Consider the following 18,847-nt stretch of genomic DNA (forward strand, 5'->3'; position numbering starts at 1 on the left):
GAAAACCATGACTCAACCGAAACTGAAGATCACCCCGAACCCCACCTTCCAGGGCGAGGTGCCCATCGGCGGCCATGGCGAGGCCGAACCGCTCGTATTGCAGATAACATTCCGGCACATGGGCAAGAAGGCCGCGCGTGCATGGCTTGTCGGGATGGAGGGCAGCGAGCGCCCGGCCGCGGACACCCTGCTTGAGATTGTGAGCGGCGTGCAGGATGAATCCGGCGTCGAGATTCCCGCTTCAGCTGCGGTGTTCGAAGAATTGATGGATAACTATCCGCAGCCTTTCGCCGATATTGTCACCGCCTGGAGCGATTTTCTTACCGGGGCTCGCCAAAAAAACTGATCGAGGCCGCCCGCTGGCTGGTCCGTGGTCCGGATGGCCAGATGCCAAACGATGATGCGCTTACCGCGTTCGGGCTACGCTGGGCGGGAGATGTGCCGGATTGCGATTGCGCAGTCTGGCAGGATAACTGGGCAGCGGTCATTGTGTTCAAGCACATGATGACGCAATGGACCATGAGCTTCAGCGGCCCGGTAGGCCTGCGGTATGAAGCACTGCCGGTAGTGCTGCGGCTGCTGGAAGTGCCGCGCAAGGAATGGGCCGATCTTTTTCCGGATTTACGCTTAATGGAAAGCGCGGCGCTGGAGTGCATGCATGAGGATAAATAACATGAATTTTGGGGAAGCGCTCGAGGCATTGAAACTGGGACAGAAGGTTGCCCGAGAAGGCTGGAATGGGAAAGGGATGTTCCTGTTCCTGGTGCCCGGCAGCGTTTTCAACGTAAGCCGGCCACCGTTGCTGGGCATTTATCCGGCGGGTACGGAGATCAGATATCGCCCGCATGTCGATATGAAAACCGCCCAGGGTGACGTGGTGCCCTGGCTGTGCTCGCAAACCGATATGCTGGCTGAAGACTGGGGCATCGTGCATTGAGCGATAAGAAAAATATCGATGTCGATATCACAGCCGATACGTCCGGCTATCGCAAGAGCGCGGATGAGGCCAAGAAGATCACGCAGGATCTGCAAAATGACTTTGATAAAGCCGCCAAGGAAATCAACTCAAAGCGTCTTGCCCCCGAGTTAAGTACGGTAGCCAAAGAGGCCGATCAGGCGGGTACTGCTGTATCGACGATGTCTTCCCGCATGGCAATCGCAGGCAGGCTTGCGGCCACAGCCGCAACGGTCGTGGGTTCCGGCTTCGTTGTAGCGGGGGCCGGGGCACTTATGCTGGCAAAGAATGTGGCTACCACCGCTGACGAGATGGCCGTCTTATCCAAGAAGACCGGGCTATCGGCTGAAGATCTGGGTGCATGGAGATTGGCCACGGCACAGAGCAGCACCAACCTGGAGGGGTTGGCGGGTGGCCTCAAGAACATAGCCAAGTACATGGTCGAGCATGAGGATAACCTGCGCAAGCTGGGTATCACGGCGAAGACTTCCGAGGGAGTGCTGATCCAGCTTGCCGGCGTGCTCTCCAGCATGCCGGACGATGACCCGCGCAAGATGGCATTGGCCAATGAAATACTGGGCAAGTCTTACCAGGGCATGATGCCGCTATTGGCTGAGGGTGAAGACAATTTGCGCAAACTGCTGGAGCGGGGGCGCGAACTGAACCCGGTCACGAACGAAATGGCCAAGGAGGCCAATTACTTCAGCGGCCAGCTCGCGGAGCTGAATCTGGTGTCGAGCGGGCTGGGGGCGTCGCTGGCCAGCAAGCTGCTGCCGCATCTGAACGATATCCTTTCTTCTATGCGGGCCTCGGCCCGGGAAAGCGGGATATTGAGCGCGATATGGGCCGGCATGAGCGGGCTGGCCGCGCATGCGTTTGGTACTGATGATATTTCGAAAGCCAGGGACCGCCTGAAGGAGGTCAAGAGCGAACTGCTGCAGATCAACGCCTTCCTCAGCGGGGATAACGCAACGGCGGCCCATACCAGGGCGCTTATACCGCGCCTGAAAGAGCTGGGTATCGAGAAAGCCGATCTCGAACGCAGGCTGAATCCAGTGGCGCCCGAAACCACGCGCCGGGCCGCCCCCAGCGATGGCGTGCTGAAAACTATCCTCAACCCGGACAGATCCACCCGTGCCGCAACCGGCGGCAGGAGTGCCGGCAAAAGCGCCGGGGACAGCGCCTATCTTGACGAAATCAAGGATATGGCGGAGCTGATCAAGGAAGTGAGCAAGCTCACTGAGGGCGAGAAAAGCCATATTCAGGTTTTGCAGGACAAGGTTAATGCCTACAGCTCGCTTGATCCCGCTGTAAAAAAATACCTGCAGGACACCATCGACCAGGCGACCCAGACGGAACGCCTGAAGGTGTTTGAGGATGCCTCGAAAAAACTCCTCGAGGAAAACAAGAACCTGAACGTGGGACTGATCGAGTCCGACCGGGAACGGGTGATTGCGCAGCTCGAGCTGGAACATCAGCGCTCGACCGAGCGGATCAATGGCCTGAAGATCGAAAGCCAGCAGGTTAAGGCGTTGATCGATCAGGAGACCGCAAACTATCAGCTGAGGATCAAGGAAACGGAACAGGAGCTGAACAAGACGGACAAGCTAAGCAAACGCATGGGCTTGTCGTTTTCCAGCGCTTTCGAGGATGCTGCCATTAGCGGGCGGAAGTTCAGCGATGTGCTGAAAGGGCTGGGGGATGACGTCGCCCGGCTGGGTCTGCGCTTCATGACAGAAAAACTGATGGGCGCGCTGGAAGGCGGCAGTATCTTCCCCGGCATCCTCAAGGGAATAGGCGGTTTGTTTGGGTCGCTCGGCGGGCTTGGCGCCGGGGTTGGGGCAGGTGCCGGAACAGGAATTACCAGTGGCGGGCTCACCGGCTTTGCCGCCAAGGGGGCTTGGTTCGATGGCCCGGCGAGCTATTTCGCCAATGGCGGCGTTTTCGACCAGCCGACAGCATTCCGCTTTGCCGATGGCGGCGCTTTCCGCAGCGGAATCATGGGCGAGGCAGGCCCCGAGGCGATCATGCCGCTCCGGCGCGATGCATCCGGCAGGCTGGGCGTGGCGGCCAACGCTAGCGCGGCCAAGCCCGTGACGGTGAATTACGCGCCGACGATACAGGTCGATGCGCGGACCGACCGGGCGGAAGTGTATGCGATTGTGAGCAAGGCGGTGCGGCAGGGGAATGCCGACCTGGTGGACAAGCTTTCGCGGCAGGGAATGATCTGATGGCGATCATTACGTTTCCGGATACGCTGGGCGTGGAAAGTGCTCCCTGGGGGCAACAACGTAATGACATCTCCTTTCGTTCCGCGTTCGGTGCGCAGGGGGTGGAAATAGCGCTGCCGCTTTGGGTGGCGACACTCCAGGCCCCGCCCGATCTGGAGCGGCGCAGCGGAGGATGGAAGGTGCTTGGCTTGCAGTTGCGCGGGCAGACGAACCAACTCGCCTTGTGGGATCTGGCTCGGCCGGTTCCACTCGGCACGATGCGCGGCAGCATGACGCTGAATGCCTCCGCAGCGCAGGGTGCAACCACTTTATCCATCGTCGCCAGCGGAGAAGCGGGCAAGACGCTTCTGAAGGCCGATTATCTTGGCCTTGGCAGCGGGCTGACTCAGCAAGTCATCATGGTTATGTCCGATGCGACCAGCGACAGCTCTGGCGTGATATCGGTAACGGTCGAACCGGGATTGCGCAATGCGTTTTCGGCAGGCGCTGCGGTGACGTGGAACAAGCCGAAGACGCTATTCCGCAGGGTGAATTCAAAATTTGGCTGGGAGTATCGTGCTGCGAGGGCTGAAGGATTTAGCCTCGATCTGATAGAGGACTGGCGGATATGACTGCCTGGTATGTCAGGCCGGATACCTCGCATAGCGCGACGCGCAACGGGACAGAGTACGATAAAGCCTGGGGCGGCTGGGCTGCAATCGTCTGGGGTGGCGCCGGCGTCAAGGCGGGGGATACGCTATATGTTTGCGGCGCGCATGTGCAAAGCGCAATCATCGCCCCTGGAGCGCATGGCGCTACAGTAAACAGTCGGGTGACGATCAGAGGAGATTACGAACTTTCGCCCGGAATAGTGCTTTTCGAGAATGGCACATACTACCTAAACGTCAATCGCAACTATACGACAATCACCAACCTTCCAGTTAAAGCCGGAAATTACGCTTGCATCGTTCTCGGAGGCGCGCCATTAACGGGTGTCCATATTCGTAATAATGAACTGAGCGCTGGTGGGGCAATAACGGCAGGCTCATTGCTTCGGTTTCAAGCCTTTGCTGGCTGGTCTTATATCGATTGCATAATCGACGGAAATGCTTTTTCCGGTGGAGCTGGATCGGTTGGCGGTTCGGCAATCCAGTGGTATGCAACCGCAGCGGCATCAGTGACAAGCCTATCCAACCTGCAAATCAGCAACAACGCGTTTACTAATTGCACAGGTGGCCGCGCAGTAGTCCAACTCGAAGCGCTCAATAATGTGGGCGCAGGCACAACGATGGCGGACATCACGGTAGCAGGCAATACATTTACCGATTGCAGTGCAGTAATGATTGATATTTACGGATCAGACAAAATGCCGGGCGCTTATGGCAGGAATACCGGCATCAAAGTTATCGATAACATAATCCGCAACCAAACAGAGGCGGGCGGCTTCGGCGGCGGAATCGTTCTCGGCGGCTTCGGCCCGTCACTAACAAGCGGCTTTGGCTCTAATATCGTTGCACGCAATAAGGCGTATGAGCTTAACGGTATCAGCGGATTCGTGAATCTGTTTTATGGCACATACCGCATATTCAAAAACTTCGCGGACGGCATTTCCACAGCAACGATCGACGGCAACGGCATTCTATTCGACCACGGTTGCGACAACTGCGAGGCATTTGGCAACGAGTTTCATAATATTCGCGGCACGGGGGCTGATAACTATTACAGCGGTGGCTTTGGAATACTTGTGCTTGATGCGACGAACTGCAAAGCCTATGGCAACGTAATAGATGGTTGCGTTACCGGGGTCGCGTTCGGCAACATCGGTCCCGGTCAGTCTTCCGACATATTCAACAATACTTTCCGCAACTGCTCCCAATCCGGTGCTTACGTTGGCGCCGCTGACCTAACAAGTAATCTGGTGCGTAATAACGTCTTCACGGCGGCGCGAGGCGCAATTCCGGCAGTGAAGAATTTCGCGGGCATTTGGAAAGGCGAATCCCGCAACTGCTTCCACGGTTTTAGTGGGGCCTCCGGCCACACCCTGCATACCAGCACGGTAACTCTTGACCCTGGGCTCGACGACAATTACCGCCCCCGCACGCCTTATATCAAAGTCGGCGGGACGTATCTCGGCGAGAGCGATTTCTACGGGAACCAGTTTTCGGACCCCGCCCCCATGGGCGCGGTCAACGATGAAGCAGTCATCGCGCTATCGGAGCCACAGCAAACGGAGTTGCAAAAAGCCGTTGCCCGGCCGGTCTACTTCGTGCAGCTCGAATTCGCCAGCTCAACTCAATACGTTTGTACTTCGAACCAGACGATAACCTGGGGCGGCCGAGACTGGCTCGGTTTCGGCATGGTCGGCGGCATCAGCCCGGTTGAGGAATCGGAAGGCGTTGAGTCCCGGGCGCTTACCTTTGCGCTGAACGTAGCGGATCAGTCTGTCCTGGCGCTGGCTGTGGGAAACGTCGAGGAGTATCGGGGCAAAATTGCGAAGATGTATTTCAGCCCGTTGAATGAAGCATTCCAGCTCGCCGGGACACCTCAGCTCTGCTGGCGCGGTTTGATGGATCTGATGGTTGTGGGCATCGAGGGCGAAGAGGGGCAGATTACGCTGAAGTGCGAAACCTCAGCCTATGGACTGAAGCGGCAACCTGCGTTGAGGCTGAACTCGGCGCAGCACAAGAAGAACTACCCGAACGATACCGGGTTGGACGGCTTAACCGGGCTGATCGCTAATCCGGTTGTGTGGCTGAGCAAGAAATTCCAACGCAGCATCAATTAGCGCCGGCTTTATAATCGACTCATCCATTACAGGAGGGTGAGCGATGAAAATGATTGCGGTGTTGGCGGTGGTAGTGTTGGCGGGGTGTACAACTGCGCCATTTAGGGTATTTCTCGGTGAATACAAGAAGGATGGCGCTACCGAGCAGCTGGTGAGTGAGGACCGAGATGCTTGTTCAAAAGAGGCTTGGGAAGTTTTTAATAACACGGCGGCAAGAGGCCAGGTCGCCAGCTATTTTATGCAACGGCATATGTACGAGTGCATGAAGAAACGAGGATATGAATCTACCGACGTACATCCAGACGCATATAAACAAACCCTTTAAATGGGGGGAAAACGATTGTTGTATTTTTGCTATCGGATGGCTGGAATTACAGACCGGGCGTGATTATCTCGCCAAACATGGGCCGTGGCGCACCGCTGGGGAAGCAAAGCGAAAGCTGAGAACCCTCGGCGGTTTATTTCATTTATTCCAAGAAAACCTGGTTCAAATCAACCCGGGTATGGCACACGACGGCGACCTGACTATTTATCAGGATGCCGCGCACATTTTTACCGGCAGGCACATCGTTTCAGTAGGCGAGGAAGGATTAGTCTTTACCGATAGGACCGTTGCGACGGAGGCCTGGACATGCCGCCAGTAATCTTCGCCGCGGCGGCTTGGTTTGCAGCTGCTACCGCATTCGAAATAGCTGTGATGGCCATTTCGGTTTCGTTAACTATCGGCACCACCGTTTTCGGCGCAGTCCAGCAACAAGCCGCAGCCAAGAAAGCCAAACGCGCCGCAGCCCGCGCGCGCGAAGATTTCCTCAACAGCTTGCAAGAGCGCACGGTAACCCGCATTGCCACTTATGCGCCCCATCGGTACATATACGGACGGGACAAGGTAGGCTCGGACGTAGTGGAAGTGCTGATAAGCGGCGCGAATGATGAATACAAGCATCTCATTTGTATTCATGCCGCCCATGAATGTGATGCGATTGAAGAGGTATATGTCGATGGCAAAGCGCTGGGCCCGCTCGACGATGAAGGCTTTGTCACCGAAGGCGATTATTTCATCTCCGTTCGCACGGAAAATGTCAGCGAGACTTTCGCCACATCGCCTTTCACGATGTCGCATACGCCATCAAGCGCTGTCCGCGTTATCGCGAGCGGCAGGATCATGTCTGCCGGCGGGCAACCGCTTGCCTACCCGCCCAGAGGCGGCGAGGTCAGCTTTACTCGTGTCGGCAATACGCTTACGGTAACGAGCGCGCCGGCGTCACCGGTACCGGGCACCTGGCTACAGGTGACAGGCTACACGGTGACCTACCAGCACCAGATCAACTCGTCTCAAGTCAGAGTCAGGAAGCACTTGGGCATTCCGGGAGATCCCGCCGACGCCTCCCTGCTCGCCGAGTGCGGGGAAAAGTGGAAAGCGACTGCCACCCTGACCGGATTTTGTTACACGGTTATCCGGCTGGATCTGCGCCAGCCTGCCTTCCAGGGCGGTTTGCCGAACGTGGAAGTGCTGGTCAGGGGCAAGAAACTCTATGACCCTCGCACTGGCTTAACGGTATGGAGCGAGAACCCGCCGCTCTGTATATACGACTACCTCACATCCGAGATCTGCGGCGTGCCCGCATCCGATCTGCCGGTGGCGCATTACATCACTGCCGCCAATGCCTGCGACGAGGAGCAATCCTTCGGCAAGCTCTACACCTGCAATGGGGCGGTAACAGCGGACGAAGATCAGGCCAAGATTCTAGAGGCCATGGCTGATTCCATGGCGGGCGGCATCGTCGCCATGACTTGGGAAATCTTTGCCGGCAAGTACATTGCGCCGATAGCCGCGCTGCAACAGACAGATATTGTCGGGGCACTGGCGGTGACGCCAGGCATATCCGACGCGGATATCATAAATGGCACGCGCGGGCAATTTGTCTCTGCTGAGAACGATTATGTTCCTACCGATTATGCGCCGTATCAGAACTCCGCCTATCTCGCTGCCGATGGCCGGGAGAAATGGGGGGATATAACCTATCCCTTCACGAACACGACTCAACGAGTGCATAACCTGGCACGAATCGAGACGGAGGATCAACGTAATGGCTTTACGGTAAAAGCCGAGTTTTCGCTCAAAGCCTGGGACTTGCGCATCGGCGACCGGGTGACGCTGACCAGCGCTTTTCTCGGGCAGACGGACAAGGTCTACCGGATAAGCGATAAGAAATATGCGCCCGATTCAGCTATCGAGCTGACACTGAAAGAGGATGCGGCCAGCATCTGGGATGTTGCCGACACGATAACGCTCGACGATACGCCAAATACCAATCTGCCCAACCCATTCCATATCGCCCCACTGGGTTACGTCACGCTCGACTCCGGTACAGGCGCGTTGATCACTCAGCAGGACGGCACCATCGTCTCCCGCATCAAGGCGACATGGGAGGCTGCGACCGGCGATGTGGCGTCGAGCGGCTTTATCGAGATCGAGTGGCAGGATCAGCGAGACATTGCATGGCGCAAGACTTCAACTACCGGCAGCGAGACGAGTACTTATCTCTCACCAGTAGAAGATAGCGCCTGGTATGTGGTGCGGGCACGGGCGGTCAATCCATATTTGAACGTCAGATCCGACTGGACTTATGGTGATCTGCATAAAGTGGTCGGCAAGTCCGAGCCACCAGGCGACATAACCGATCTGGCTATCGATGGATCCATTCTGTCATGGACAGTGGTAACCGATCTGGATCTGGATGGCTACATTTTCCGTTTCCACTACGGCGCGAATACCGACTGGGGAACCGCTGCACCACTACACAAGGGGGTAGCTACATCCTCGCCTTTCGACCTGATCACCCTGCCCTATGGCGCGGTCACGATCCTCGGCAAGGCGCTGGATACGTCCGGAAACGAATCGCTAAACGCTGCCTTGATTTTTACTAACTTGGGTGATGCCCCGGTTGCGAACGTGGTGGCGAGCACTGCTTTTGAACCGACTTTTGCCGGCACGCTGGAAAACTGCACCGTGATTGGCGGGGAACTGGTGGCGGATTCTACAAGCTCATTCTATGGGGATCCTGCTGCCCTGTTTTATGGGCCTCCGGATGATCCCGTTTATAAGGCGGACAGCTATGCAAAGATGATCTACACGACCAATGCCGTGACTGTGTCGAGTGTGTTGGCCGGATCCGCGATCACGCTCTCTCTCACAACCCAGGGCAATAATTTGATTGCGGAATACAAAGCCGGCACTGGCGCATGGCTGCCGTGGCCGGGGCAAATCACGGCTCAGGCCGACAATTACCAGTTCCGCGTGACCGTCGGCTACGGCGCGACGCAGGGCAAGATCATTTATATGGCAATGGTAATCGACGCGCCAGACATCGAGGAGCGTATCTCCGATTTGACCGTTAGTTCGAGTGGCACCGCCATCCCCTATAGCAAGGATTTCACTGCAATTCAGGTGATAAATGTAACGCTACAAGAGAACGGCAGCGGCGGTGTATCAGCTAAGACTGATAAGACTTTACCGCTCGCTCCAAGCATCAAGGTTTACAACTCCGCTGGGGCGGCGGTATCGGGGGCAAAAGTGGACATAATTTTGCAGGGGTATTAAATGACGGCATTAGCTAATCGCGCTTACGTAGCTATAGGCACTACCTACGGCAACCTGGACATCGGCCTGCTCGCGATGTTCGACGTACTCAACGAAATCACGGAAAAAGCGGAACTCGATATCGCGGGGGCTTCTACTTGCGATATCGGTGCCATGGCTTCGCGCAAGCTGAAAATTACAGGTTCAGGCTGGACGATTACTTCTTTCGGGACAACCTACACCGGGCCTATCCTGATCCGTGTGGCCGGCAGCGGAACGATTAAACAAAACGCGACCACGCTACTTTGTCCGGGCAACGCCGATCTCGTCTTGGTGGCTGGTGATGTGCTGATGGCCTGGCCGAAAACGACGACAAGCGGAACGTCAAACGGCTGGCAAATCGTCCGGCTGGCACGTGGAACAAATACATTGACGATTGCGGAAGGTGGAACAGGAGCGGGTACCGCCGCAGCCGCGTTTGCTGCGATCAAACAGGCAGCGACGGAGTCTGCGACGGGCGTGATGCAGCTTGCAACTACCGCCGAAGTGCTGGCGGGCGTTGTTGCAAACAAGGTTGTAACGCCAGCGGGGCTGAATTGGCCGCGGGCTTTTTCAACGAATGGCTATCAGAAATTGCCGGGAACCCCTGGATTGATTATTCAGTGGGGGCAGAGTGCCGATCAAGGCAACATTGGCAATTCTTCCGTCTTGCTGAAATTGACTTTCCCAATTGCCTTCCCTGGAGCGGTCCTGAGCGTGGTTCCTTTTATTTCCACGTCCGGCGCGGTGAATATGCAGTCCACGGTCAATTGGAAATTGTCAGAGACGACACTATCCCAGGCGGCTTTTTTGTATGACGAATACACGGATCTTGCCCAATCCAGTTTTTATGTGAATTATTTTGCCATAGGGTATTGAGATGAGATACGCGACTTTCGACAGCGGTGGTGTGCTGAATGCCCGCTATGACTCAAAGATCAATCCAGATATCCCATCCGGCGCGATGGAGATTACGGACGAGATTTTTTTTCGTACGCTCAATGAGCAGGACGGGATCTGGAAGCTTGTGAATGGCTTTGTAGTCAAAACCGCCTTTCCTGCGCCTGTGCCGTATGTGCCCGAGAAAATAACGATGCGCCAAGCCCGCCTCGCGTTGCTTCAGTCCAACTTGCTCGGCCAGGTAGATGCGCTGATCGCTACCATGCCAAGCTCAAGTCGTATCGAATGGGAGTTTGCCGCGACCGTTGAGCGGGCACATCCGCTTGTGGCCGCGCTCGCGTCGGAGCTGCCGCTGACTGCTCAGCAGCTGGACAATCTGTTTACGCTGGCGAATACGCTATGAGTTATCGCCCTCAAAGGGAGGCCACCTAATGGTGAAGTCGAAACTAGCGGAGGTCCGCGACCAGTTGGCGCATGCGTCGGCTGCGGTCGCGCTGATGTACCTTTTCCTGCATTTTCCTATCCTGATGCTGGCTGTGGTGGTGATGACCGTCGCTCTTATCCGGGAGTTGAACCAGCATGAGTGGCGGGATTTCGGCATGCTGGACATGATCTTCTGGGCGGTGGGCTGCGCCCTCTTCATCGCCGCTTTTTACACGGTGGGCATTCCCGACCCGCTATCGATATTTCTCAGCATCCGGCAGTGGGTATGACCCGGCCGGGTTTTATTTCAACCACAACAGGAGACGTACCCATGGATGTAAACCAGATCAAGACGCAAATCGAGGAACTGAAAAAGACCCTGAAGAACGCCCTAACCGAGGCCGAAAACCTCAACGCCAGAGCTGATGCCGTGGTGGACAAGGGGCTGGATGCGATAGAACAATCGAAGTACTCCGCGCCGATTGTGGCCGGCTTCTCGGCATTCATGCTGGGGATGGGAGGGTTGATAGGCTATGCAGCAAGGGCGTTTGTGGGGTAAGCCGCCTGGTGAACTTTCCGGGAAACCGGAAAGTTCGGAGGTCATTTAATCAGCTTGCCAGCTTATCTTTTTTTGATTGCGCCAGCGCATCGCCAATTGATTTGTATGCCGTCCTCTGCTCCGCGGCCATATGGCGGAAATTTTCCACGAGGACATGCTCTTCCGGGGTAAGTAGTATGGTTTCTTCCGGCCAGTCGAAAATCTTGTGATCCTTTGTTACCGGAACATCCTGATGCAATAGGGGCGGATTCGAATGCAGCAGCTTGTACGTGCCAATATTGCCGCGTGACAGATCAGTCAATGTCTGCGAGTACGCGTTAATGATAAACACCTCGCAGGCGGGGATTTCCGCCCTCACCCGGTTCAATGTTTTTCTGCCGCATCTACCCGCCAATATTTCTACAACCGAATAGCTGATCCATTCTTCCTTGACCTTGTATTGCGCCGGCATGGTCAGCACCAAAGCCAGGCGTTTCTGGTCCGTGACGAGATATACCGTCCAGCTTTTCTCATCGAATAGCGAATCGAGGTACTCCACGCATTCTTCATCGTCTGGAAACTTGTGGACGTTGTAGGGCTCTCCCCGCCCATCCAATAGCCATGTGATGTTGACATTTTCATGGCGGCTGATGGCATTCAAGGTTTCGGATGTTGGAACTGTGCCGCTGAACATATTGCCAACGGTTCCCCGACCTATGCCAAGCGTGGTTCCCCAGGGGTGTTTATCTCTGTCGGCGAGTACCGCCGTAAGTCTGTCGATAAATGAATTCAATTTTTCTTGTATTATGCCGTTGACTATTCCATAAAACTGGAATAACATTAATTCCTATTCATATATATAGATTCTAAACATGAGCCCAGGCAATAGCAAACCAAGCAAGGATGGTCCTCTGATCGTGCATTTTTTGGGCGAAGACAAGGAACGTCTGAGAAGGCTCGCTGCTCGTGAACACCGAAGCCTCAGCAATATGGCGGCGAAACTGCTGCGGGATGGAATGGATAGGTTGGAGCAGGAATCAGATCGGCCTGAACAGACCGATTAGACGACTGGCAGGTCATCGTACAGCCGCTTGATGAAAACAACAGGGAGATAACATGAAATCAATACTCGAATTACAGATAGCGGTAATGAACGGTGACAAATCCGGCGTGCATACCGTGCTGGGTGAGATCGACCGCCGTACCGAAAATGAAATGTTCCTAAGAGCCGGAGAACATTTTGGATTTGCAACGACGGAATGTGGCGGACGAAGGATCACCTTTCTCCCCCTACTAGGGGTTGTTTTCGGGTACTCAGACCCATCTGGGCTGCGAAAACTGGTCGATAGATACGACCTGGAGGCATATCAAATAGGAGCTTACGGACAAAATGTCCGTCACATCCTGATTGAGGCATTTGGGATTCATAAAAAATCGGCCCACGCTACTTTTGTGACGTGGCAAACCTTCCTCGTCGCCGGCATGGTCTCCACAACCGCAGCTGCCGACGCCATCAAACTGTATCTCCTGCAAGCAGAAAAAGCGGCTCGGGTTGCCGCCGGAACGCTCGAAGTCAAGCGTGACCAGTCGCGCTTCGACTCAGCCGCAAAAGTGGTGAACCTGATTTCCAAGGCCGAGCGCATCAAGGATCAAAAGCTCCGCGAATTCGCCCTTCGCCACATCGACGATCTGCTGGATGGCGCCCTGGAATTAGGTAAGCAGGGAGATTTATTCAGCTAAAAAATTGGCCTACCACACGCGCCAACGTGTGATAGGCCTCTGCGGGGTGCTGCTTTCGCAAGCCATAGTGTCCCCGCAATAACCAAAAAATAATAGGTTAATTTTCAAGAGGGGTACACATGGGGCGTTCTATTCCCAAGAACGTGCAGGACGCGTTCTATCGGGTGATCCACGACTATCCGGAAGGGGTCGAGGCACTCGCAAACAAGATGGGCATCCCGACCGGGACACTCTACAACAAAGCCAACACCAACGAAAGCAGCCATCACAAGCCAACTCTGGCTGACGCTGTGGTGGCAACCGTGATCAGCGGCGACAAGCGCATTCTGCATGCGTTCGCCGCCACGGTAGGGGAGGCCTGCTATTCACTGCCGGACCTTTCCAACCTCTCCACGACCGCTCTTGTTTCCCACATTACCCGCACCGAAGCTGTCAGCGGCGATTTCTACCGGGCCATCCACCAGGCGCTGGAAACAGACGGCCTGATCAGCTCCAACGAATTCGAGGTTATCAAACGCCAGGCTTACGGATGGATATCCGTGATCCTGGAAGGCCTAGAGCGGATGAAGGAGATGTCGCAGTGAGCGCCAACCCTGTACCCGCCTCGCTGGCGAAGCATGGACTGCTGACTATCGAGGACAACCTTCAGCCGGGGCAGCAGGTGAGCTTTGGCCGGATGTTCTGCCTGATCTTTCGCAGCGAGCTGGAAGCACGCATTTTCCAGAAGAAAAAGACATGTGCCGCCAACCCCGGCAGCAGCTTGCCCTCCCCCTCGGAATAACCGAGGTGCCGGAGCAGCTGCTCCGCGCAGCCTATGCACGCTGCGAGCTGGCAATGAGCTTTGACGAGGCGATGCAAAAAGAGGTGTTGCGTATTTGTTTCCGTGCCATGGCACGGCGGGCATACGAACCTAAAAGGGGCAAAAAATGAAAACAGTGGATGAATTGATGGCAGAGGCATTCGACCAGCCGCGCACCCCGCGCAGCCCGGAATACAAGGCCGGCGTGCGCGCGGCGCTCGAATATCGCATCAACGGGAAAAAAATTACTTTAACGACGTATGAGCTGGGAACCGCCGCTGCCGACGCTTATTTTGCCGGCACGGATGAGGGACACAGGATCTGGCGCCAAGCCTGCTACGCGGGCACCGAAGATTAAAAAACGAATTTTTCACATGGAGGGGCGAGCGATGAAACGTAACAGATGTTTGACCAATGAGGAGGAAGCCAAGCTGCGCAGGGTAATGCGCCGCAGGGGCGATTTGATGGGCCGGCGCGATTATGGCTGGCTGCGGCTGTTGTTGACGACGGGCATGCGGTTGGCTGAATTCAGCATGCTGACCATAGGCGATGCGCGGGCTTCCTTTGTTACCGGGCGGCTGTTCATTCCCAAGGAATTGCGCAAGCGGGAGGCCTGCGACCTGGCGGTATACGCCAAGGGCGAAGCGCTGGATGCATTGCGGGATCTGGTTGGGGTATGCGGTGAGATGGCGGACATGTCCGTCGCTCGGTTGCCGGATAGCCATCCGCTTGTGCTTTCGCGCAACGGCAAGGCGATGTCTCCCCGAGCTTATCAGCAGCGCATGAAAGAGATTGCGCGGGAGGCCGGGATAGACCCGGCGATCTCTCCCCACTGGTTGCGGCATACGTTTGCCGTAACTTTCCTCGAGGCAAGCGAGGGTAGCCCGCAGGCTGCGCTGCTGCGCCTTAAAAACCTGCTCGGACATACGAGCATCGCTTCGTGCATGGAGTACCTGAGCATGAGCCGGGGCGATGTCGGTACCGAGATCGAGCGCATCTTTCCTTCCCGCCGGCGCATGCGTGCCCCGGCCCTGCGGAAAGCCTACGAAGCGAGGATAGGGGTATGAGGACGAGACAAACTATGACGCTGGACGAATACGTCTCCGCTCTCAAGGCCCAGGGTGTTCCGCGCGACCACTTTGCAGTGAAATGCCCTATCTGCGAGACCATTCAATCGGCGTCGGATCTGATTGCGGCCGGGGCAGGAAAGGACTTCGACGACGTTGAGATGTATCTCGGATTCTCGTGCGTTGGCCGCTTCACGAAAGCTGGAGAACATAAGAGAGGAACCGCTCCAGGCCGCGGCTGCAACTGGACGCTAGGCGGTCTTTTCCAGGTCCACGAGTTGGAAGTAATCACGCCGGATGGGGTTCACAACCCACGATTTGAGCTGGCCACGCCGGAAGAAGCGCAGGCGCACATGAACTCAAAAACGGGGGCGACAGCATGACTACCACTGCCCCCGATATCTTGATCGCCGCCGCGGACGCCATCACCAACCGCGCGGATCAACGCGACAGCGCGGATGGCGAACGCAGCATGGCTCGCACGGTGGCCACCTTCAATGCGCTCACGGGTTGCACGCTAAGCGAACGTGACGGCTGGATTTTCATGACTGTTGTCAAGCTTGCCCGCTCCCAGCAAGGCCGTCACGTAATCGACGACTACACGGATGGCGCGGCCTTCATGGCGCTGGCCGGCGAAAGCCTGGGCTCAGAGGCAAAATCATGATGCCTCGGCGCGAACCATATCGACTGCCCGAACCCCATTTCCCCACTCGCGGAATTGGCATTGTCGGGATCCTGATGGTACTTGTCATTGCGGCCTTAACCGCAGTGTTGAATTAGCGGAGACATAACATGGAGACAAATCATGAACCGATTATTGCTTGCGTACCGCCTGTGGCGGGATCACGGCCTGTGCTACACGTGGTGGAACGCGTGGAACAGCGCAAAGAGAATCCGCGTCCGGTAATGGGGGCGAAGGTATACGCCAGCATCGGCGGCGCCGAGAACCAGGGAATGCTGGATGCGTTGACTGCCACGCGCCGGGCGGCCGTGATATTGGCGCATCGCGGTTTCACTGTACTCGAGGGTCGCATCGGCTGGCGTAATGCGCGGCTTTCTATCGAGGCAATACCGAGGTGCGCAGACCTCGGCGGCACGGAAATCAAACGCGTTGTCTCGGATGATTTCGACGAGCGCACGCTGTGCGTGAACATCCATGGGGTGCAGGTGGAATGGGTGGTGGCGAAGGCGAGGACATCATGACAGGCACTCAAGTAGAGGCGCCGATTCGCGCGGAAGAACATCTTTTCTGGACAACGAAAGAAGAGCAGGTGTTGCGGGAGCGTTATCAGTCCGGTGGCGCCATAGAGTGCTCGTCTGAGCTGCCTAATCGCACTATTTTGAGCATTTATGCGCATGCGGCCAAGATCGGCCTTAAAACATCTGCAAGGAAACCGCCTTACAAGAGCTCGGAGCATATCGATCAAGCGATTCGCGTGACGTATCAATCTACTCCCAAAAAGGGCGATATCGAGGCGCTGGCAAGCCGAATAATGCGCCCGCGCTGGTGGGTGTCCAGGCGCGCGTGGCAACTCGGCCTTGTGGTGCCGCGATTCAAGGAGGAGCCCTGGTCCGACGTGGAACTGGAGCTGCTGGACAGGCATGCGCATAAAAACCCGGAAGTGATCAAGCTGATTTTTAAAAAGAATGGCTATGAACGGACGGCGACCGCAATAGTTAACAAACGCAAGCGCCTCGAGCTCGGCCTCAAGCTGAACCCGGACCCCGATCATCTGACCGCGCGGCAAGTGGCCGGCTTGATGGGAGTGGACAGTGGCACCGTCAAGCGATGGATCGAGCTGGAAGGGTTGCCTGCCGTTCGCCAAGGGACGAAACGCACCCCGCAGCAGGGTGGCGACCTGTGGCGGATAAATGTCAGGAAGCTGCGCCTTTGGATAGGCTCGCATGCGGTCCAGGTCGATCTGCGTAAAGTGGATCGGTTCTGGTTTATCGATCTGATGGCGAACAGGTAGCGGAAATGAATATACCGGGATGGAAGGTGTTACCAGATGGGCACTACGATCGCTTGACGAAGGCAATCCAAGCGATCCTGTCGGAGGGGATGTACTACGGTCGTGCTTATGTAGTATCCGAACTCAAGCTGGCGCTGGAGGAAGCAAACTTTGCCCCGACACCGCCAGCGCCAGAGGCTGAGCAAGATCTGACACGGTTAATAGACGAGCAAGATCGTGCTGAGTATTGGGCAGATAAATTGGCTAATGCGATTTCCGAGCGGTTTTGGATTGAGATTGGAGAACATAGCAATCTAAACTCGCCGTGGCAGAACGCCCTGGAAGCGATAGAGCGACCAGATTTTGAATCTGAGCCGATTGCTTGGGCGGCGCACGATACCGAGGAAGGGTTTAATTTCATCAGCGCGTTTCGAGATCTCGTTAACGAGCATATCAATGATGCGATTGCTGACGAGATATGCAGTTTACCTTATAGATTAATCCCGCTCTACACACACCCCGCAAATGACAAGCTGAGGAAGGCGGCGGGCGCAGAATTTACTGAGCATGCTCTTATAGAGTCCATAGGTCTGCTTGCCTCCATTCAGTCTTCCGCCACCAAGCACGAAGTATTTTTTAATATTGGATTGGTCAGCGGGAAGCTCCAAGCCGCACTCAACAAGGTGCGGGCATGATCTCCGATCAGTTCATCCTCGACGTGCACCACGAGCTCATCATTGACAACTTCGCCGGTGGGGGTGGCGCATCGACTGGAATCGAGCTGGCGCTCGGCCGTCACGTCGACATAGCTATCAACCATGATCCTGAAGCGGTTGCGATGCACGCAGCTAACCACCCGCAGACCAGGCACTATTGCGAAAGTGTGTGGGAAATTGACCCGCTAGCGGTAACGCAAGGCCGCCCCGTCGGCCTGGTGTGGCTGTCTCCCGACTGCAAGCATTTCAGTAAGGCCAAAGGCGGCAAGCCGGTCGAGAAATCAATACGTGGCTTGGCCTGGGTGGCGCTGCGGTGGATAGCCAAGACAAAACCGCGCGTCCTCATGCTGGAAAACGTGGAAGAGTTCGTGACCTGGGGCCCTCTGGTTGCGGGACCGGACGGCAAGCTGTATCCCTGCCCCAAGCGCAAAGGCCGGGACTTTATCGCATTCTGCAACGCGATGCGACGTCATGGGTACGACGTCGAATACCGGGAATTGCGAGCATGTGATTATGGTGCGCCGACCATCCGCAAGCGGCTGGTTCTCATCGCCAGGTGCGATGGTCAGCCGATAAGCTGGCCGGATCCGACGCATGGCGATCCCAAGAGCCCGGCGGTCAAGGCCAAGCGACTGAAGCCGTGGCGTACGGCCGCTGAGTGCATTGACTGGTCTATCCCCTGCCCTTCAATTTTCGAGCGCAAGCGGCCTCTTGCTGACGCGACCTGCCGGCGGATCGCAAAGGGAATCGTGCGGTACGTGGTGAACGCACACCGGCCGTTTATTGTTCCGGTAACGCATCAAGGCAGCGATCGCGTGGAATCCATTGATGAACCGATGCGAACCATTACCGGCGCGCACCGTGGCGAGAAGGCGCTGGCAACGGCGTGCATTACCCGCATAGGCCATAACGGCGGAAATGGCGATTATTCCAACACAGCTGACGAGCCGTTACGCACCATCGTTTCCAAGAATGAGCATTTGCTTGTTATGCCGACACTTGTCGAGATTGGATACGGAGAGCGCGAAGGGCAGCAACCACGTGCACCTGGTCTTGGTAAGCCGCTCGGCTTTTGTGGCCGGCGGGCCGCTTGGCATCGTGTCGAGCATGTGGGTGCATCAGCGGACTATCGGAAGGAGTAAA

The 18,847-nt window shown here is 56.3% G+C and carries 26 protein-coding genes; 25 read left to right on the forward strand and 1 reads right to left on the reverse strand.

Annotated elements, in window-relative coordinates:
• Positions 1–7: 7 nt before the first annotated feature.
• The 13 genes from BLP78_RS02715 to BLP78_RS02770 are packed head-to-tail and all read left to right on the forward strand — an operon-like array spanning position 8 to position 11,451.
• Entirely contained in the window at positions 8–346 is a 339-nt protein-coding gene (locus tag BLP78_RS02715; RefSeq protein WP_090456241.1) for a phage tail assembly chaperone, read from the forward strand.
• 41 nt (positions 347–387) lie between these two features.
• Entirely contained in the window at positions 388–672 is a 285-nt protein-coding gene (locus BLP78_RS02720) for a DUF1799 domain-containing protein (protein WP_090456243.1), read from the forward strand.
• A 1-nt stretch (position 673) separates the two neighbouring features.
• A complete protein-coding gene (locus BLP78_RS02725) occupies positions 674–937 on the forward strand; it encodes a DUF2829 domain-containing protein (protein ID WP_090456245.1) in 264 nt (87 codons plus the stop codon).
• Complete coding sequence (locus tag BLP78_RS02730) at positions 934–3,186, forward strand: hypothetical protein (RefSeq protein WP_090456247.1); 2,253 nt, start codon at positions 934–936, stop codon at positions 3,184–3,186. Before BLP78_RS02725 ends, BLP78_RS02730 begins: the two co-directional genes overlap by 4 nt.
• Positions 3,186–3,797 carry a hypothetical protein gene (locus tag BLP78_RS02735; RefSeq protein ID WP_090456249.1) on the forward strand — a complete coding sequence of 204 codons (612 nt, stop codon included), beginning with the start codon at positions 3,186–3,188 and terminating at the stop codon, positions 3,795–3,797. The genes BLP78_RS02730 and BLP78_RS02735 overlap by 1 nt, the downstream gene beginning before the upstream one ends.
• Complete coding sequence (locus BLP78_RS02740) at positions 3,794–5,950, forward strand: right-handed parallel beta-helix repeat-containing protein (RefSeq protein ID WP_090456251.1); 2,157 nt, start codon at positions 3,794–3,796, stop codon at positions 5,948–5,950. The genes BLP78_RS02735 and BLP78_RS02740 overlap by 4 nt, the downstream gene beginning before the upstream one ends.
• 43 nt (positions 5,951–5,993) lie before the next feature.
• A complete protein-coding gene (locus BLP78_RS15095) occupies positions 5,994–6,275 on the forward strand; it encodes a hypothetical protein (RefSeq protein ID WP_143002874.1) in 282 nt (93 codons plus the stop codon).
• A complete protein-coding gene (locus BLP78_RS02745; protein WP_090456253.1) occupies positions 6,229–6,594 on the forward strand; it encodes a DUF6950 family protein in 366 nt (121 codons plus the stop codon). The genes BLP78_RS15095 and BLP78_RS02745 overlap by 47 nt, the downstream gene beginning before the upstream one ends.
• Positions 6,582–9,551, forward strand: a complete 2,970-nt coding sequence (locus BLP78_RS02750) for a phage tail protein (RefSeq protein ID WP_090456255.1) — start codon at positions 6,582–6,584, stop codon at positions 9,549–9,551. Before BLP78_RS02745 ends, BLP78_RS02750 begins: the two co-directional genes overlap by 13 nt.
• Positions 9,552–10,448, forward strand: a complete 897-nt coding sequence (locus BLP78_RS02755) for a gp53-like domain-containing protein (RefSeq protein WP_090456257.1) — start codon at positions 9,552–9,554, stop codon at positions 10,446–10,448.
• A gap of 1 nt (position 10,449) precedes the next feature.
• Positions 10,450–10,872: a hypothetical protein gene (locus BLP78_RS02760; RefSeq protein WP_090456260.1), complete on the forward strand. Its 423-nt coding sequence runs from the start codon at positions 10,450–10,452 to the stop codon at positions 10,870–10,872.
• Positions 10,873–10,900: 28 nt separating this feature from the next.
• Positions 10,901–11,182, forward strand: a complete 282-nt coding sequence (locus tag BLP78_RS02765; RefSeq protein ID WP_090456263.1) for a hypothetical protein — start codon at positions 10,901–10,903, stop codon at positions 11,180–11,182.
• 41 nt (positions 11,183–11,223) lie between these two features.
• Positions 11,224–11,451, forward strand: coding sequence for a hypothetical protein (locus BLP78_RS02770; protein ID WP_090456265.1), 228 nt, complete (start codon positions 11,224–11,226; stop codon positions 11,449–11,451).
• A gap of 49 nt (positions 11,452–11,500) precedes the next feature.
• On the opposite strand, the gene BLP78_RS02775 is transcribed toward BLP78_RS02770, so the two are convergent.
• A complete protein-coding gene (locus tag BLP78_RS02775; RefSeq protein ID WP_090456269.1) occupies positions 11,501–12,271 on the reverse strand; it encodes a hypothetical protein in 771 nt (256 codons plus the stop codon).
• A 31-nt stretch (positions 12,272–12,302) separates the two neighbouring features.
• On the opposite strand from BLP78_RS02775, the gene BLP78_RS02780 reads away from it, so the two are divergent.
• From BLP78_RS02780 to BLP78_RS02830, 12 genes are all read left to right on the forward strand, one after another.
• Complete coding sequence (locus tag BLP78_RS02780) at positions 12,303–12,494, forward strand: ribbon-helix-helix domain-containing protein (RefSeq protein ID WP_090456271.1); 192 nt, start codon at positions 12,303–12,305, stop codon at positions 12,492–12,494.
• Between the two features lie 52 nt (positions 12,495–12,546).
• Positions 12,547–13,170, forward strand: coding sequence for a hypothetical protein (locus tag BLP78_RS02785; RefSeq protein WP_090456273.1), 624 nt, complete (start codon positions 12,547–12,549; stop codon positions 13,168–13,170).
• 119 nt (positions 13,171–13,289) lie between these two features.
• The gene (locus BLP78_RS02790) at positions 13,290–13,754 is read left to right on the forward strand and encodes a phage regulatory CII family protein (protein WP_090456275.1); all 465 of its coding nucleotides are present in this window, start codon (positions 13,290–13,292) and stop codon (positions 13,752–13,754) included.
• On the forward strand, positions 13,751–13,951 hold the full coding sequence (locus tag BLP78_RS02795) for a hypothetical protein (protein WP_090456277.1): 201 nt from the start codon (positions 13,751–13,753) through the stop codon (positions 13,949–13,951). Before BLP78_RS02790 ends, BLP78_RS02795 begins: the two co-directional genes overlap by 4 nt.
• 145 nt (positions 13,952–14,096) lie before the next feature.
• A complete protein-coding gene (locus BLP78_RS15100) occupies positions 14,097–14,327 on the forward strand; it encodes a hypothetical protein (RefSeq protein WP_143002875.1) in 231 nt (76 codons plus the stop codon).
• A gap of 31 nt (positions 14,328–14,358) precedes the next feature.
• Positions 14,359–15,036, forward strand: a complete 678-nt coding sequence (locus BLP78_RS02800) for a tyrosine-type recombinase/integrase (protein ID WP_176752761.1) — start codon at positions 14,359–14,361, stop codon at positions 15,034–15,036.
• Positions 15,033–15,419 carry a VVA0879 family protein gene (locus BLP78_RS02805; protein ID WP_090456281.1) on the forward strand — a complete coding sequence of 129 codons (387 nt, stop codon included), beginning with the start codon at positions 15,033–15,035 and terminating at the stop codon, positions 15,417–15,419. The genes BLP78_RS02800 and BLP78_RS02805 overlap by 4 nt, the downstream gene beginning before the upstream one ends.
• On the forward strand, positions 15,416–15,700 hold the full coding sequence (locus BLP78_RS02810) for a DUF6378 domain-containing protein (RefSeq protein ID WP_090456286.1): 285 nt from the start codon (positions 15,416–15,418) through the stop codon (positions 15,698–15,700). The genes BLP78_RS02805 and BLP78_RS02810 overlap by 4 nt, the downstream gene beginning before the upstream one ends.
• 128 nt (positions 15,701–15,828) lie before the next feature.
• Positions 15,829–16,239 carry a hypothetical protein gene (locus BLP78_RS02815; protein ID WP_090456288.1) on the forward strand — a complete coding sequence of 137 codons (411 nt, stop codon included), beginning with the start codon at positions 15,829–15,831 and terminating at the stop codon, positions 16,237–16,239.
• The gene (locus BLP78_RS02820; protein WP_143002876.1) at positions 16,179–17,009 is read left to right on the forward strand and encodes a hypothetical protein; all 831 of its coding nucleotides are present in this window, start codon (positions 16,179–16,181) and stop codon (positions 17,007–17,009) included. The genes BLP78_RS02815 and BLP78_RS02820 overlap by 61 nt, the downstream gene beginning before the upstream one ends.
• 5 nt (positions 17,010–17,014) lie before the next feature.
• Positions 17,015–17,683 (forward strand): hypothetical protein, encoded by a 669-nt coding sequence (locus BLP78_RS02825; RefSeq protein WP_090456292.1) that lies wholly within the window; start codon positions 17,015–17,017, stop codon positions 17,681–17,683.
• Positions 17,680–18,846 carry a DNA cytosine methyltransferase gene (locus BLP78_RS02830; protein WP_090456294.1) on the forward strand — a complete coding sequence of 389 codons (1,167 nt, stop codon included), beginning with the start codon at positions 17,680–17,682 and terminating at the stop codon, positions 18,844–18,846. The genes BLP78_RS02825 and BLP78_RS02830 overlap by 4 nt, the downstream gene beginning before the upstream one ends.
• Position 18,847: the final 1 nt, after the last annotated feature.

The organism is Nitrosospira sp. Nsp1, from assembly GCF_900100985.1.
Taxonomy (GTDB): Bacteria; Pseudomonadota; Gammaproteobacteria; order Burkholderiales; family Nitrosomonadaceae; genus Nitrosospira.

What these genes read in the sequence shown, in the direction of transcription:
- BLP78_RS02770 (WP_090456265.1), top strand. Translation starts at nt 11,224, where the DNA reads ATGGATGTAAACCAGATCAAGACGCAAATCGAGGAACTGAAAAAGACC.
- BLP78_RS02725 (WP_090456245.1), top strand. Translation starts at nt 674, where the DNA reads ATGAATTTTGGGGAAGCGCTCGAGGCATTGAAACTGGGACAGAAGGTT.
- BLP78_RS02740 (WP_090456251.1), top strand. Translation starts at nt 3,794, where the DNA reads ATGACTGCCTGGTATGTCAGGCCGGATACCTCGCATAGCGCGACGCGC.
- BLP78_RS02775 (WP_090456269.1), bottom strand. Translation starts at nt 12,271, where the DNA reads ATGTTATTCCAGTTTTATGGAATAGTCAACGGCATAATACAAGAAAAA.
- BLP78_RS02760 (WP_090456260.1), top strand. Translation starts at nt 10,450, where the DNA reads ATGAGATACGCGACTTTCGACAGCGGTGGTGTGCTGAATGCCCGCTAT.
- BLP78_RS02805 (WP_090456281.1), top strand. Translation starts at nt 15,033, where the DNA reads ATGAGGACGAGACAAACTATGACGCTGGACGAATACGTCTCCGCTCTC.
- BLP78_RS02715 (WP_090456241.1), top strand. Translation starts at nt 8, where the DNA reads ATGACTCAACCGAAACTGAAGATCACCCCGAACCCCACCTTCCAGGGC.
- BLP78_RS02825 (WP_090456292.1), top strand. Translation starts at nt 17,015, where the DNA reads ATGAATATACCGGGATGGAAGGTGTTACCAGATGGGCACTACGATCGC.
- BLP78_RS02745 (WP_090456253.1), top strand. Translation starts at nt 6,229, where the DNA reads ATGAATCTACCGACGTACATCCAGACGCATATAAACAAACCCTTTAAA.
- BLP78_RS02815 (WP_090456288.1), top strand. Translation starts at nt 15,829, where the DNA reads ATGGAGACAAATCATGAACCGATTATTGCTTGCGTACCGCCTGTGGCG.
- BLP78_RS02800 (WP_176752761.1), top strand. Translation starts at nt 14,359, where the DNA reads ATGAAACGTAACAGATGTTTGACCAATGAGGAGGAAGCCAAGCTGCGC.
- BLP78_RS02765 (WP_090456263.1), top strand. Translation starts at nt 10,901, where the DNA reads ATGGTGAAGTCGAAACTAGCGGAGGTCCGCGACCAGTTGGCGCATGCG.
- BLP78_RS02750 (WP_090456255.1), top strand. Translation starts at nt 6,582, where the DNA reads ATGCCGCCAGTAATCTTCGCCGCGGCGGCTTGGTTTGCAGCTGCTACC.
- BLP78_RS02810 (WP_090456286.1), top strand. Translation starts at nt 15,416, where the DNA reads ATGACTACCACTGCCCCCGATATCTTGATCGCCGCCGCGGACGCCATC.
- BLP78_RS02830 (WP_090456294.1), top strand. Translation starts at nt 17,680, where the DNA reads ATGATCTCCGATCAGTTCATCCTCGACGTGCACCACGAGCTCATCATT.
- BLP78_RS02755 (WP_090456257.1), top strand. Translation starts at nt 9,552, where the DNA reads ATGACGGCATTAGCTAATCGCGCTTACGTAGCTATAGGCACTACCTAC.
- BLP78_RS02790 (WP_090456275.1), top strand. Translation starts at nt 13,290, where the DNA reads ATGGGGCGTTCTATTCCCAAGAACGTGCAGGACGCGTTCTATCGGGTG.
- BLP78_RS02785 (WP_090456273.1), top strand. Translation starts at nt 12,547, where the DNA reads ATGAAATCAATACTCGAATTACAGATAGCGGTAATGAACGGTGACAAA.
- BLP78_RS15100 (WP_143002875.1), top strand. Translation starts at nt 14,097, where the DNA reads ATGAAAACAGTGGATGAATTGATGGCAGAGGCATTCGACCAGCCGCGC.
- BLP78_RS02735 (WP_090456249.1), top strand. Translation starts at nt 3,186, where the DNA reads ATGGCGATCATTACGTTTCCGGATACGCTGGGCGTGGAAAGTGCTCCC.
- BLP78_RS02780 (WP_090456271.1), top strand. Translation starts at nt 12,303, where the DNA reads ATGAGCCCAGGCAATAGCAAACCAAGCAAGGATGGTCCTCTGATCGTG.
- BLP78_RS15095 (WP_143002874.1), top strand. Translation starts at nt 5,994, where the DNA reads ATGAAAATGATTGCGGTGTTGGCGGTGGTAGTGTTGGCGGGGTGTACA.
- BLP78_RS02720 (WP_090456243.1), top strand. Translation starts at nt 388, where the DNA reads ATGCCAAACGATGATGCGCTTACCGCGTTCGGGCTACGCTGGGCGGGA.